The sequence below is a fragment of the Halomonas sp. 111 genome (assembly GCF_052379685.1).
Classification (GTDB): Bacteria; Pseudomonadota; Gammaproteobacteria; order Pseudomonadales; family Halomonadaceae; genus Vreelandella; species Vreelandella citrativorans.
The window spans coordinates 56,535-70,918 of sequence record NZ_JBQSYV010000010.1 but is presented as its reverse complement, the minus strand read 5'-3'; the positions used below and the strand labels follow the sequence as shown (position 1 = coordinate 70,918).

Annotated in this window: 13 protein-coding genes; 2 read left to right on the top strand and 11 right to left on the bottom strand. The window is 57.5% G+C overall.

The features are described 5' to 3' along the window. The first annotated feature begins 12 nt into the window (after window positions 1-12). Window positions 13-1,290, top strand: a complete 1,278-nt coding sequence (gene mtnK, locus ACT3T7_RS09340) for an S-methyl-5-thioribose kinase (protein WP_444630853.1) — start codon at window positions 13-15, stop codon at window positions 1,288-1,290. 86 nt (window positions 1,291-1,376) lie between these two features. Here the strand turns inward: mtnK and ACT3T7_RS09335 are convergent, their stop codons facing one another. The 6 genes from ACT3T7_RS09335 to mtnB all read right to left on the bottom strand — a co-directional run bounded on the left by ACT3T7_RS09335 (window position 1,377) and on the right by mtnB (window position 7,056). Beyond that, window positions 1,377-2,429 (bottom strand): substrate-binding domain-containing protein, encoded by a 1,053-nt coding sequence (locus ACT3T7_RS09335; RefSeq protein ID WP_444630852.1) that lies wholly within the window; start codon window positions 2,427-2,429, stop codon window positions 1,377-1,379. Between the two features lie 42 nt (window positions 2,430-2,471). Then, complete coding sequence (locus ACT3T7_RS09330; RefSeq protein ID WP_444630851.1) at window positions 2,472-3,560, bottom strand: ABC transporter permease; 1,089 nt, start codon at window positions 3,558-3,560, stop codon at window positions 2,472-2,474. Beyond that, window positions 3,496-4,989, bottom strand: coding sequence for a sugar ABC transporter ATP-binding protein (locus ACT3T7_RS09325; RefSeq protein WP_444630850.1), 1,494 nt, complete (start codon window positions 4,987-4,989; stop codon window positions 3,496-3,498). The genes ACT3T7_RS09330 and ACT3T7_RS09325 overlap by 65 nt, the downstream gene beginning before the upstream one ends. 168 nt (window positions 4,990-5,157) lie before the next feature. After that, window positions 5,158-5,706 (bottom strand): 1,2-dihydroxy-3-keto-5-methylthiopentene dioxygenase, encoded by a 549-nt coding sequence (locus ACT3T7_RS09320; protein ID WP_444630849.1) that lies wholly within the window; start codon window positions 5,704-5,706, stop codon window positions 5,158-5,160. A 40-nt stretch (window positions 5,707-5,746) separates the two neighbouring features. Beyond that, complete coding sequence (gene mtnC / locus ACT3T7_RS09315; RefSeq protein WP_444630848.1) at window positions 5,747-6,472, bottom strand: acireductone synthase; 726 nt, start codon at window positions 6,470-6,472, stop codon at window positions 5,747-5,749. Further along, the gene (mtnB, locus tag ACT3T7_RS09310; RefSeq protein ID WP_444630847.1) at window positions 6,469-7,056 is read right to left on the bottom strand and encodes a methylthioribulose 1-phosphate dehydratase; all 588 of its coding nucleotides are present in this window, start codon (window positions 7,054-7,056) and stop codon (window positions 6,469-6,471) included. Before mtnB ends, mtnC begins: the two co-directional genes overlap by 4 nt. Window positions 7,057-7,195: 139 nt before the next feature. On the opposite strand from mtnB, the gene mtnA reads away from it, so the two are divergent. Further along, entirely contained in the window at window positions 7,196-8,212 is a 1,017-nt protein-coding gene (gene mtnA, locus ACT3T7_RS09305) for an S-methyl-5-thioribose-1-phosphate isomerase (RefSeq protein ID WP_444630846.1), read from the top strand. A gap of 13 nt (window positions 8,213-8,225) precedes the next feature. On the opposite strand, the gene recQ is transcribed toward mtnA, so the two are convergent. From recQ to ACT3T7_RS09280, 5 genes are all read right to left on the bottom strand, one after another. Then, window positions 8,226-10,046: a DNA helicase RecQ gene (gene recQ / locus ACT3T7_RS09300; protein ID WP_444630845.1), complete on the bottom strand. Its 1,821-nt coding sequence runs from the start codon at window positions 10,044-10,046 to the stop codon at window positions 8,226-8,228. Between the two features lie 78 nt (window positions 10,047-10,124). Next, window positions 10,125-10,985: a carbohydrate ABC transporter permease gene (locus ACT3T7_RS09295; RefSeq protein ID WP_444630844.1), complete on the bottom strand. Its 861-nt coding sequence runs from the start codon at window positions 10,983-10,985 to the stop codon at window positions 10,125-10,127. After that, a complete protein-coding gene (locus ACT3T7_RS09290; protein ID WP_193056699.1) occupies window positions 10,982-11,866 on the bottom strand; it encodes a carbohydrate ABC transporter permease in 885 nt (294 codons plus the stop codon). Before ACT3T7_RS09290 ends, ACT3T7_RS09295 begins: the two co-directional genes overlap by 4 nt. A 60-nt stretch (window positions 11,867-11,926) precedes the next feature. Beyond that, window positions 11,927-13,207: an ABC transporter substrate-binding protein gene (locus ACT3T7_RS09285; RefSeq protein ID WP_444630843.1), complete on the bottom strand. Its 1,281-nt coding sequence runs from the start codon at window positions 13,205-13,207 to the stop codon at window positions 11,927-11,929. Window positions 13,208-13,225: 18 nt separating this feature from the next. Continuing rightward, complete coding sequence (locus ACT3T7_RS09280; protein WP_444630842.1) at window positions 13,226-14,353, bottom strand: ABC transporter ATP-binding protein; 1,128 nt, start codon at window positions 14,351-14,353, stop codon at window positions 13,226-13,228. Window positions 14,354-14,384 lie beyond the last annotated feature (31 nt).

The following is a 14,384-nucleotide window of genomic DNA, read 5'->3' as shown; positions in this document are numbered from 1 at the left end:
GAGGAGCACGCTGTGGAAAACGGTCAATCAGAAGCGACCTTGCGTTATGAAGCGCTATCCGTCGATACGCTGGCAACGCGGCTGGGTGATGTACACGAAGTCGCCAGCCGTGTTGGTGGCGACCCCGCGAGCTGGGAAATTTGTGAGGTGGGCGATGGCAACCTGAATCTGGTGTTTATCGTGACGGGTACCACGGGCAGTGTGGTGGTTAAGCAGGCGCTGCCCTATGTTCGTATGGTGGGCGAAAGCTGGCCGCTGCCGCTTTACCGAGCCCATTTTGAGTATTACGCCCTGGTGCGCCAGGCCAAGCGTGCCCCCAATATTGCGCCTGACGTGTTTTATTTCGATAAGCCCCAGGCCCTGTTTGTGATGGAGTATCTTTACCCGCACACGATTTTGCGTCGCAAACTGATTAAAGGTGAGCGCGTGGCTCGCTTGGGGGAAATCATCGGCCAGTTCTGCGCGCGCACGGCGTTTCGCGGCTCGGAGCTTTCCCTGCCAAGCCCTGAGAAGAAACAGGATGTGGGGCTTTTCTCCGGCAACGTGGCCATTCCCGCGATTACGGAATCGCTGGTGTTCACCGACCCCTATTATGGCGCCGAGATGAATCACCACACGCCGGAGCTTTCGCCGGTGGTGGACGAGCTGCGCCGCAACGCGCGCTTAAAAGCCAGGGTTCAGCGGCTATTGATGAAGTTCACCGCTAACACCGAAACCATGCTCCACGGTGACTTGCACTCGGGCTCGATCATGGCGACCGACACCGATGTGCGCGTGATCGACCCTGAGTTTTCCCAGTACGGGCCGATGGCCTTTGATTTGGGAATGGCCGTAGCCAACTTCCTGATGGCGTACTTTAGTCAGCCTGCCCATCGCCAGGATGACGAACTGGAGGCGTACCAGACGTGGATTCTCGACGTCATCGAGGCGTGCTTCACAAGCTTTGATGCCGAGTTCCGCCACTTATGGCAAACCGAGCGCACCGGCATTCTGTTCCCGAGGGCGCTGTTTGAAGACCAAGGCAACAGCGCGGACGACGCCTGCGATGCGCTATTGGAGGAGATTCGCCTGGATGCGCTGGCCTACTGCGGTATCGAGATGCATCGCCGGGTGCTGTCACTGGCCCATAATGCGGATTTCGAAGAGATCGAAGACACTGCCCTGCGCGCCCGGCTTGAAGCCCGCAATGTGTTGATGGGCCAGGCGCTTATTATGAATCCTGAGGCGGTTTGTGAAATACCTGCGCTTATTGAACTGGCCCAAGCGTATAACCGTCAGGATGTTCTATAAACAGCCTTCTATAAAAGACGTGCTATAAAAAAGCCGCGGGCTCTAGGCTCGCGGCGTTTGAACGGCTGTTGTATGACTCGCAAGGATTAACGCTCAGGCAGGGGCAGCCAATCAGCAAGCGCCACCTCAGCATGGGAGAACTGCGGCATATTCTCGCCCAGCGTTTCCATGTTGGTGATAGCGTTATCGTTCAGGAAGTCCTGAGTAATCAGCGTGGGCGGCACGATAACCTGCTGGCCGGGCGCTTCACCGGCCATCAAAAGCGCCAGTGTACGTACCGAGACTTCGCCTACCACCGTTGGGTTGGTGGCAACCGTTGCGGCCCAGGGCGAGCCGGGTTCACGCATGGCGGCAATATCAGAGGTGGAGATGTCGGCGGAATAAATAGCGATATCCTCACCCAGACCCATTTCATCCACGGCTATTTTCACGCCCGCTGCAAACTCATTATAGGGCGCGAAGAACACATCAATCATTGGGTTGGCCTGAATCACCGCGCGGGCCTGATTGGCAACCGAGTTGGCGATCGGGTTATCCAGCGTGCCGAATACGGCGGCTTCGGTCACACCTGGGTGAGCCTCTTTAAAATCTTCCCAAGCGGCGTTGCGGCGATCAAGCGGCGCGATACCTGGCACGTAAACATAGCCTGCGGTAAAGCGGTCACCGTTATCCTGTAGCGCCTGGTTAAGCACCAACTCGCCCAGCAGGTAATCGGACTGCTCGACTTGCGGGATGGCGGGGTTGTCCACTTCCACATCGAATGCCACAACATCAATACCTGCCTCTACGGCGCGTTGGGCGGCATCTTTCATGGACTCCGGCAGCCCGTGTTGAATGATGATGCCGTCGACGCCGAGCGCGATGGCCTGGTCCACCATATCTGCCTGCAGGGCCGCATCCTGGCGGCTATCCAGCACGCGCAGATCCACGCCCAGCGCAGCGGCTTGCGCCTCTACACCCGACAGATAGGCCTGGAAAAAATCGCCCGTGGAGATATAGCGGATAAGCGCGATGGTGACATCTTCCGGCGCATCGAAGGGTGCCGGGCGCTCCTCAGCCGTTGCCAGGATCGTTCCCAGTAGCGCCATGGCGGCGGTAAAACTTACAGCAAAGCGTTTGAGCATACGGTGTTTAAGCATAGCGGTGTCCCGATTGTTAACGTTTTTAGCGTTGAAGCGTTATTAATAACGGCCTGATTGGCCACGCCGTGAGGAGAGGTAAAAGGTGAACATGAGCGCCACCACCAATACCGCGCCTTTAACAAAATCCTGCGTGTAGTAGGGCGCATTCATCAGCGTCATGCCTTGAAGCAGTATCCCCACAAAAAGTGCGCCCATGGCAGTGCCAAATGCGTTGGGGCGTGCAGCACCTAGTACGGCAAAGCCAATTAGTGCCGCGGCCACGCTATCCAGCAACAGGTTATTGCCGCTGGCAATATCGCCCCGACCTAAACGGGCGGCCAGCAAAATACCGCCAATCGAGGCGGTAACACCAGAAATCATATACGCCGCGATCTTGTAGCGCTCTACCGGCGCCCCCACCAAGGCGGTCGCACGCTCGTTGGAGCCAATGGCATACATCAGCCTGCCGTGACGGGTAAAACCTAAAAACAGCCAAATAGCGACCGCGATCAGAACAAATACCACCACCGGAACCGGAATCAGGCGCTCCAGAATCAGGTCAAAGCGGTGCCTGCCCAGCCACAGAAACGCCGCCGAGAACGTGCCTTCCGCGGTGGAGCCATCGGCCAGCGACATACCGGTGGCGATAGAGTTGCCCTGGGTAGGAATGCGCTGAAGGCCAATCAGCAAAAACATCATGCCCAGGGTGGCCAGCAGGTCAGGAATGCGGAACTTGACGATCAGCAGGCCATTAATAAGCCCGATGAACGCACCCATCAACAGGCAGACTGCCACGGCCACATAGGCGGGCTGTTCAAGCACCACCATGCAGTACGCCGCCAGCATCAACGAGGTGGTGGCCACGGCACCAATGGATAGGTCAAACCCGCCTACCACCAGCGTGGTGGTCACGCCCAACGCCAGAATGCCGGTAATTGCCACAGACTGAAGCACAAATACCGCCGAACGCGGGTTCGCAAAGCCTGAGGCCGCCAGGCTGAAGTAAACGACTAGCGCCACCAGCAACAGCAAGAAACCGTAGCGAATGGCTAGCTCCAGGCAGCGAGCTTTCGCGGCGCTGGCGTTAGGCTTTTCCGGAGGCCTGGGCGACGAGGGCGTTGAGGTCGATATCTCGGTTGGATTGCTCACCGGCAATGGCTCCTTCATGTAACACAATAATTCGGTCAGCGATTTCAATCGCCTCGTCTAGTTCAGAAACAAACACCAGGGTGGCGCGACCTTTGGCGGTTGCCCGGATATGGCGGCCTATATCCTGTCTTGCCCCGATATCCACGCCTTGAAAGGGCTCATCCAGCAGCAACACGCGGCTGGGCGATTGAAGCCAGCGCCCGATCATGACCTTTTGCTGGTTGCCCCCGGAAAGCGTGCCAATCGAATCCGCGTGGGATTGGCAGACAATCCCCAACTGGGCAATCATCTGTTCGGTACTGGCGCGCTGCTGACGGGCGCTCAGAAACGCCCCACGGGTAAAGGCTTTTAAAAACGGCAGCGTCATATTGTCGGCTATATTAAAATCCCCAATCACGCCGTTGGTCGCTCTGTCTTTTACCGACATGAACACACCCCGGGCAAGCGCTTCACGTACATTGGCGGGCGCATAGGGCTGCCCATCGACCTGCATGATGCCGCTCGTTAAAGGACGCAGCCCAAACAGGGTCTCGACAAGCGCCGACATTCCACTGCCCAGCAGGCCGGTAAACGCGACGATTTCGCCGTCACCCACGCTCAAACTGATCGGCGCTGCCCCTTTAGCCAGTTCGATATTTTGCAGCGTTAGGATAGGCGCGCCCGGTGTGGCCGGTTCGATATCAGCATTATTGATCGCTTGGCCCAGCATGGCGTGCACGGCGGCCGTGAGATCCAGCGGCGCTTGATCAAATACGCCGGAGATCTGGCCATCGCGCAAGCAGATGATGCGATCCGCCAGGCGCCTGATATCGGACATGCGGTGGGAAATATACACAATCGCCACGCCCTGGGCGCGCAAGCGATCGATCACCGTAAACAGGCGCTCGGCTTCGGTAGCGGAGAGCGATGAGGTCGGTTCATCCAGAATCAAAAGCCTGGGCGCATGGGCCATGGCCCTGGCAATGCTGATCATCTGCCGGTCGGCCACCGAAAGATCGGCAACGCGGGCGTTCAGATCGATATCCAGGCCCATGGCATCGGCAACCTCGCTTGCCTGCTGACGAAGCTTCTTGGCACTGACCCATAAGCCGTGCGCGCCGGAGGCTAATCTATCCAGCATCAGGTTGTTGGCCACGTCCAGGTCGGGGATGACACCGTCATCGATGGATTGATGTACGGTCACCACGCCGTGGTGGATCGCCTCACGCGCATCGCGCGGGCAGTAGGGCATGCCGGCAAGCTGCATCTGGCCGTGGTCGGCTGCGTGGTAGCCGCTAAGTACCTTAACCAGGGTCGACTTGCCTGCCCCATTGGCGCCCATCAATACGACGACTTCGCCAGCATTGATATGCATATCAATGCCACGCAAGACCTGATTGTTGCCAAAGGATTTATGAATCCCCTGGATATCAAGCACGCTCGCTTGCAAGACGTTTCTCCTTGGTAGGCATACGCTGTGAAGGGCGCAAGATCATCGGTAACGGAGGCTGGAAAGTCAATCGCCGTGGCAGGGCATATGGCAAGCACGAAAAGCCTGAGGCCAGCGCAAAAAAGGACGCGGGAATTGAACCCGCGTCCTTTTAGTTACTGCCGATATTTACAGCTGATCAATCCGGTCAAACTTGCCAGCGATATCGCTCTCGGTCCAGTGGGGCACCCAGCCTTCTACGTTGTCGAAGAAACGCAGCGCGGTAAATTCAGGCGCGGGGCCCATATCGAACCAGTGGGGCGTGTTGGCGGGTACGCTGATCAGGTCGTTGCGGGTGCACAGCACCTGATACACCTTGTCTTCGATATGCAGGCAGAAAAGTCCCTGGCCTTTGACGAAAAAGCGCACTTCGTCTTCATTATGGCGATGCTCGTTTAAAAACTTCTGACGCATGGCATCCTTTTCAGGATGCGTAGGTACCATGTGCAGCACATCCACCGTCTGGTAGCCGCCCTGGGCTTTTAGCCGCTCAATATCATCCTGGTAGAGCGCCAGAATATCGTCCTGAGTGGCGTCGTCGGCAATATCGCCCGGCGTTGCCCAGCGCTCGAACAGTACGCCTACACGATTAAGCTCAGTTTTTATCTGCTCGCCGTCGGTAATATCGACCAGCGCGTTGTTCGGATCTTGATCGGCAAATACTTTAAGTTGTGACATTGAGGCGCTCTCCGCTAGCTAATACTTGAACTGTTAAAGGCTAAGTCGTCAGGTCGATCTCATCGAAGCTTGTGACGCAAGCGTGCTGTGTTCCTGCCTGGGTGCCTTCACGCACCAGTTGCAGCGTCTGCATTCCTGCCTGCTTGGCAGCATCAAGCTCTTCTACCACATCGGATAGGAACAGGATTTCGTCGGCGGGCAGCTGTAGCTTGCTGACGATATGCTGATACGCCTCAGCTTCACGCTTATGGCCGATATGGGTATCGAAGTAGCCACTGAACAGCGGGGTCAAATCGCCCTCTGTGCTGTAGCCAAACAGCAGCTTTTGCGCCTGCACGGAGCCTGACGAGTAGACGTAAAGCTGCTTACCGGCCTCTGCCCATTGGAGAAGGCGTGGGGCGACATCGCTATACAGGTGCCCTTTAAAGGCACCGCGTTGATAACCATCGGCCCACATCATGCCCTGAAGCGCTTTCAGCGGCGTGACTTTCTGGTCAGTTTCGATCCAGTGAAGCAGGGTTTCGACCACTTTATCCAGCGAGGCGTCTGGTTCCTTTAGCTCATTGCGTACCGCGTCTATCTGCTCTTCCACATCAGGTTGGGCTGAGTGGGTGTGCACGTACTCGGGCAGCTGATCATGAGCGTAGGGGAACAGCACCTTATGCACAAAGCTGATATCCGTCGTGGTGCCTTCGATATCGGTGACCACGGCGCGAATGCTGGTGTTATCAAGACCTAGCTTATTAACATCTGAACGATTGATCATTTGGACCACCGGCTCTCTTCAAGGATACAGGCAAGTAAAAACTCAATGGCTTCCAAATGGCGGCGACACTCGGCAATGCTGCTGCCCACGGCATAAATACCGTGGCCCGCCACCAGAAAGCCCCAGGGCATCGGCCAACCTGCCCGTACATGGTCGGCCAGCTCGCTCATATCCTGGGAGTTGGGGACCACCGGCAAGTGAATGGTGGCGTCATGCGTGCTATTACCCTGTAGCGCCTTTTGCATTTCAAAGCCGCTTAGCGCAATGCCTTCAGGAAAACGACGCGAAAGGACGGTGCTTGCCACGGTGTGGGTGTGCAGTACGCAGCCAATCTGTTCATCCATCCGATAAAGTGCCGCGTGAAGGTCGCTTTCGGCGCTGGGTTTGCCACTGCCTTCAAGTACGCGCCCTTCAAGGTCGCAAAGCAATAAGTCATCGGCTTGAATGTGTGTTTTATCACGGCCCGAGGCGGTGACCAGATAACCTTGCGGCACTCGGGCAGAAAAATTACCGCCCGTGGCGGGCGTCCAGCCTTGTTGGGCCGCCCAAGAGATCGCTGCTAGCAGTTCGTCTTGTAATATCATCGTAGGGTCAGTATCGCGTCGCTTTCAAAGACCTTCATTCTATATGATATGCTCCGCGGCTGATAAGCCACGTGCCGTATTCGCTCTTTCCAAACGATCTTTCCATACGTTCTTTATCGCAGTACTCAAGGAGCCTCTGATGCCTCATCTTCAGTCACGCAGTTTACGGGTGTACGCCGACTCGCTTGAGTATCTGGATCAGACTCGCCTGCCGCAGGCCGAAACGTGGGTACGCTGCGCAAGCCCAGAAGATTGGCAGGTGGCGGTAAAAAGCCTGGCGATTCGCGGCGCGCCATTAATCGGCCTGAGTGCGGCCTTTGTGTTGGCGCAGTATGCCGCGCAACATCCAGGGCAGGAGAACGAATGGCAGTGGGTAAGTGATCGCTTACGGGCTACGCGCCCCACGGCAGTTAATTTGATGTACTGCCTGGATGCCATGGAGGCCTGCTTTGCTCAAGGACCGGCTGCGCTTGCTGAGCGCGCCGCCATGCTGTTTGAAGAGGACCGCGAGCTGTGTTTGCAAATGGCCGAGCGCGGCGCGGACTTACTGAAAGACGGCGAGCGAGTGCTTACTCACTGCAATACCGGCGCCCTGGCGACGGCCGGTGTCGGCACGGCGATTGGCGCGCTGGCGGTCGCCAAAAAGCGCGGCGTAGCACTGCATGTGTACGTTAACGAAACCCGCCCGCTGCTTCAGGGCGGCCGATTAACCGCCTGGGAAATGGCCGACCTGGATATTCCATATCAGCTAATTGCGGACAGCATGGCGGCAAGCCTAATGGCCGCAGGCAAAGTGGATAAAGTGATGGTCGGTGCCGACCGCATCTGCGCCAACGGCGACTTTGCCAATAAAGTGGGCACTTACATGCTGGCAGTGGTCGCCAACCACCATAAGGTGCCGTTCTACGTAGTGGCGCCCTACACCACGGTAGACAAAGCCTGCGCCACCGGCGATGACATTCCGATTGAGCAGCGCGACGCCGCGGAAATACGCGGCGCCACTGGGGCATTCGGGGATGTCGTTTGGGCGCCGGAAAATGCGCCGGTGTGGAACCCTTCGTTTGATGTTACGCCCGCCGCGCTAGTCACCGGCTGGGTGCTCGATACCGGCGTGTTTGACCAGGCTGCCATCGCCCGCGGCGAACACTGCCGGTAAACGGTCTCTGCATTTAAAGCGTGGCATCCGCGTGGGTTTGAATCACCGCTAGAAAGCCTTCGCCATAATCCTCAAGCTTGCGGGCGCCAATGCCGGAGATATCGCCAAGCGCCTGCAAACTATGCGGCTTCTGTTCGGTCATTTCGGCAAGCGTGGCGTCGTGGAAGATAACGTAGGCAGGCACGCCCTGGGCTTCGGCAAGCGCTTTGCGGTGCTGGCGCAGGGCTTCCCACAAAGGGCCGTGGCCGGGTGCTGCCGAATTGCTCTTGCTGCCGCGCCGGGCGGTCCTGGTTTTGCTGGGCTTGCGCAGGGTTAGTGGCTGCTCGCCGCGCAGCACCGGCTTGGCGTCTGCCGTTAAGCGAATCCCGCCATGACCTTCCATATCCACGCTTAGAAAGCCGCTGGCGATCAATTGGCGAAACAGCGCCTTCCATTCGTTGGCCGAGAGATCCTTGCCGATGCCAAAGGTGCTGATCTTGTCATGACCAAAGCGGGTGATGCGCTCGTTGTTTTTGCCCAGCAACACATCCACCAAGTAGGTGACGCCGAAGCGCTGCTCGGTGCGGTAAACGCACGACAGCGCCTTTTGCGCGGCCACTGTGGCGTCCCAGGTCTCAGGCGGCGTCAGGCAGTTGTCGCAGTTACCGCAGGGCGCATCCAAATGATCGCCGAAGTAGTGCAAAAGCGTCTGGCGGCGGCAGCTGATGATTTCGCAAAGCCCCAGCATGGCATCGAGCTTTTGCTGCTCGATGCGCTTTTGATGATCATGAGCGCTGGAGTCTTGCTGCATCTGGCGCAGCGTAATCACATCCTGCAAGCCGTAAGCCATCCACGCATCGGCGTGGAGACCATCACGCCCGGCGCGGCCGGTTTCCTGATAGTAAGCTTCAATGCTCTTGGGCAGATTGAGGTGGGCGACAAAGCGCACGTCAGGCTTGTCGATGCCCATACCAAAGGCGATGGTAGCCACTACCACCACGCCATCTTCGCGCAGAAAACGCGTCTGGTAATGCTGGCGCTGCTCGGCGGGAAGTCCTGCATGGTAGGGCAGCGCGGTTAGCCCTTGGCGCTCCAGCCAGGCGGCGGTGTCATCTACCTTGCGCCGAGATAGGCAGTACACAATCCCGGCTTCGCCATTATGATTTTCGCGGATAAAGCGCAGCAACTGCTCACGGGCGTTGCCCTGATTTTCAGCGATATGGTAGCGGATGTTGGGGCGGTCAAAGCCGCTGTTATAAAGCGCCGCATCTTGAAGCTGCAGATGCTCAACGATATCGCCTCGCGTGGGTACATCGGCGGTGGCAGTTAGCGCAATGCGCGGCACCTGGGGAAAACGCTGATGAAGCTGAGAGAGCTGGCGATACTCAGGGCGGAAGTCATGGCCCCATTGGGAAACGCAGTGGGCCTCATCAATCGCAAACAGGGCAATCCTGGCCTGTTCCAGAAGCGCCTGCATACGCGGCATGGCAAGCCGCTCGGGAGCGACATACAGAAGATCCAGCTCGCCTGAACGCAGGCGATTCTCCACCTCGACCGCCTCATGGTAATCAAGGCTGGAGTTGAGATACGCAGCGCGTACGCCGTTCTGAACCAGTGCCGCCACCTGATCCTGCATTAACGCGATCAGTGGAGAAATCACAATGGCGGTGCCGTCGCGCAACAGCGCAGGAATCTGGTAGCACAGTGATTTTCCACCGCCGGTGGGCATCAATACCAGTGCATCGCCACCGGCAACCACATGATCAATAATCGCCTGCTGCGGGCCGCGAAAGCTGTCGTAGCCAAAGACTTCCTGCAGCACTTTGAGGGCCACCGGGTTGGGTTCGCCGTGCATCCTCGCTCTCCTTTTTGCCGAGCGGGGATTGTCGCACGAAAAGCCGCTTGCCCGTTGATTAGGGTTTTCGTACTAAGCCTAACGGATGCCAGCCCGTAGGAAAGACTGCACAAACTGGCGCTGAAAAAGCAGAAACGCGACTAACAGCGGCGCGATACTGAGTAGCGTGGCCGCGCTGACCGTTGCCCAGTTAACCCCCGTTTCCGGGGCGGAAAATACGCCCAAGCCAACGGTTAACGTGCGGCTTTCCACCGAGTTGGTGACCACCAGCGGCCATAAAAAGTTGTTCCAGTGGTGGCTAATGGAAACCAGTCCATAGGCTAGGTAGGTAGGCTTGGCCAACGGCACGTAAACCTTCCAGAGAATTTCCAGCCAGTTGCAACCTTCAATACGCGCGGCATCTTCAAGCTCGCGGGGAATGGTCTTAAACGTCTGGCGTAATAGAAAAATGCCAAAGGCACTGGCCACATAAGGCAGGCCAATACCGGTGATGGTGTTGATTAACCCTAGCTCGCTGGCGATACGGTAGTTTTCCACGATCAGCACTTCGGGAAAGACAAACAGCTGAATCAGCACCAGCATAAACAGCAGGTTTTTACCCGGAATGGGAAACCGTGCAAAGGCAAAGGCTGCCAGCGTACACACCACAAATTGGCCCAATACCACGCCGGTAACCAGGGCAAAGGTGTTGAAGTAATAGCGGGCGAAGGGCGCTTGGGACCAGGCGTTAACGAAGTTATCCAGCGTCAGCGGGGCGAATAGATCAAAGCGCACCATAAATTCGCTGGGGTGGAAGGCCGCCCAAAAAGCGTACAGCAGCGGAAAAATCCAAATCACCGCCAATAGCCACGCCGCCAGAGTTTCAAGCGATGGAAGTGATAGTTGGCGAGATCGAGGCGTAGGTTTTTTGGCGCTTGAGTGTATTGTCGTTGAACTCATTGGTAGTGCGTCCTGCGGTCCAGGATCGTGAACTTCAGCGTGGCAACCACCGCGAGTACCAGCAGAATCACCACTGTGATGGTGGCCGCCGTGGTGCGATCAAAAAACGAGAAGGCATTTTCGTAGACGTAATACAGCAACAGGTTGGTCGCGTTATTGGGGCCGCCCTTGGTCAGAATAAACAGGTGATCAACCACGCGTACCGCATTGATTAATGCGTTGATCAGCACAAACAGCGTGGTGGGCATCAAGAGCGGAAACGTCACTCGCCAGAAGAAGCTCCAGCGGCTGGTGCCTTCAAGATCGGAGGCTTCTTTTAGCTCGGGCGGAATGCCTTGAAGCGCCGCGAGATAAAAAATCATAAAAAAGCCGGCTTCTTTCCAGACCGACATCACCATCACCGAGCCCAGCGCGACACTTGGGTCGCCCAGCCAATTCACCCCGGAAAACCCCAGCGCCCCGAGCAGCTTGTTAAACAGGCCAATTTGCGGGGCATAGAAAAACATCCAGATATTGGCTGCGGCAATCATGGGCAAAATAGTTGGTGTGAAGTAGGCCATGCGCACAAGGCCGCGCCCCGGCAGTTTGCCGTTAACGAATAGTGCCATGCCGAGCGCCAAGGCGATGGAGGCGGGGATTGTGCCCAACGCGTAGATCAAGTTATTGCGCGCCACCTTCCAGAACTTGGCGTCATCGAACAAAAAATGATAATTCTCAAGCCCGACAAATTCCGGCGGGGCACCGCGAAAGCCGGGCAGAAACAGGCTTTGAATCACAGTCGTAATCGTGGGCAGGTACGCAAAAGTGGCTAACAGCACGGCGGCGGGCAGTAACAGCAGTGCGCCATACATCTGCATTTTGTGGTGGGCGGTTAATGCCATGGGTAACGGCTACTTATAGGAAACGCCGGGGCGAACCCCGGCGAATGGGTAAGAAAGGGCTTAACGTGCGTAACGCCGCAGTATGGCGTCCGCTTCCTGCTGGGCCTGGTTAAGCGCGGCTTCCGGTTCCATCTGGCCGGTTAACGCTGCCTGAACGGCGTTATCCAGCGTGCGACGAATGCGGCCACCCTGATAGGTGGAAAGCTCGGCAGTACCATATTCCAGCTGGTCGCGGGCAACGGCAGCGGGCGGGAAGCTCTCCACGTATTCGCGCAGCGCGTCAGTCTCGTAAGCGGCGGGGCTAACGCCCATATAGCCTGTTTCAATCGACCAGTCGGCGGCGCGTTCGGGGGCGGTCATCCAGCGGATAAACGTCATCGCAGCGCGCTGCTCCTCTTCAGAGGAATCTTTAAAGACATAGAAGTTGCCGCCGCCAGTGGGGCTGCCGCGCTGGGTGTTCATGGGCAGCATGGCGACGCCAAAATCAAAGTCGGCGTCATTGCGCACGGCGGTTAGATTGCCGGTGGTATGCCACATCATGGCGGTAGATTGCTCAAGGAAGTTCTGGCGCAGCGTGCCCCATTCGATGGTGCCATCTGGCATGGCGTCATGTTCGGTTGCTAGCGACACCCAGTACTCAAGCGCGTCAACGGCGGCGGGATCATCAAAATAGACCTCGGTGCCGTCTTCACTCATCAAGCGGTGGCCGTTCTGAAATGCGAACGCCTGGAACATCCAGTACGGGTAGCCGGTAGACGGCACCATGACCCCCCACTGCTCCCCGTTGGAGGCTTCACGAATCGTTGCCGCCATCTCGGCCATTTCCTGCCAGTTTTCTGGCGGGGTTTCAGGGTCTAAACCGGCCGCTTCAAAGGCGTCCTTATTCCAGAACAGCACAATGGTGGAGCGCTGGAAAGGAATGCCATAGGTGTTGCCATCCAACTGGCCGTTTTCCATCAAACCGGGGTAGAAACCGTCAAGCCAGTCGCGCTCTTCATCGGTTTCGACCAGATCATCGAACGCCACGATGGCGTCCTGTTCAACCAGTTCGTAAAGATCAATCGAGAACATCACCGATAGCTGCGGTGTATCGCCTGACTCAATTGCCGACATGGTGCGCACGCGGGTGTCGTCGTAGTTGCCCGCGTAGATGGCTTCTACCGAAATGTCGGGATGCTCGCTCTCAAACTCGGCCACTAAGTCGTCAATGACATTGGTCAGCGCGCCGCCCACTGAAACCGGGTAGTACATGGTCAGGTCAACGGTATTCGCGTTGACTTGGGTGGCGCTTAACATGCCAGCCACAAGCGCGGTGGTAGCGAAGGGGATACGCAAACGCATAAAAAGACTCCACGAATATCAGTCTTGGAAAGAGCCCACCGCCGGTGGACGAGAAACAACGCGAGGCGAGCCTGGTAACGCACTTGGCAAAACGCTATCCAGACGTAAACCGTTATTCGCAAACAAGTGGGCGTTTTCTGGCGCCCAATAGAGCCGACACGTGCCGTTAGTCAGTGCGGGTTTGCCGTTGATGCGCACGCGCAGGCTGTGTCCGCCCACCGCCACATGGACAATCGTGTCGGCGCCTAAATACTCCTCGCTAAGTACGGTGGCCAGCACGCCTGGCTTCGACGCCGGGCGCAGCTCAATATCCTCCGGACGAATACCTAGCTGACCGCCAACGGCTTCCAGCGGTGCGACCGTGGTGGTTGGCTCGCCGTCGATAACAGCGCCTTGGTCGCCTTTAACAAGTGGCAGCAAGTTCATGGCAGGACTCCCTATAAAGCTAGCGGCAAAGGCGCTGGCAGGCTGGTTATAAAGCGCGTCAGGCGACCCGTCCTGAACGATGCGGCCGTGCTGCATCAGAATCACGCGGTCCCCCATGCTCATGGCCTCGACCTGATCGTGGGTCACGTAAATCACCGTCATATTCAGGCGGCTTTGTAGCGCCTTGATTTCCCGGCGCATATCGCTGCGCAGCCGCGCATCCAGATTGGAGAGTGGCTCATCCATCAAACAGATCGGGTGTTCCGAGATAATCGAGCGGGCCAGCGCCACCCGCTGGCGCTGGCCACCAGAGAGTTGGGCAGGTTTACGGTTCAGGTAATCGGTAAGGTCGACAAGCTCGGCCACCTTAGCCAACCGCTCGCGCTGTTCAGCTTTAGGCACTTTGCGGCTGCGCAGGCCAAACACGATATTGTCGGCAACGCTTAGATGCGGGAACAGCGCATAGGATTGAAACACCATGCTTAAGCCACGGTCGCCCGGCGGCAAGCGCGTAACGTCACGCTCACCAATATGGACCTGCCCGTCGCTTGCCTCTTCCAGGCCCGCAATCATGCGCAGCGTGGTCGACTTCCCACAACCTGAAGGGCCCAGCAGAATGACAAACTGGCCGGGCGTTACTTCAAAAGAAATTTCATCGACCGCAGCCGTCGCGCCCCAGCGTTTAGTAACGCGCTCCAGGCGGATACGCGATTGGCTCATACACACAGGCCCATGTCTTCACCACCAGCTG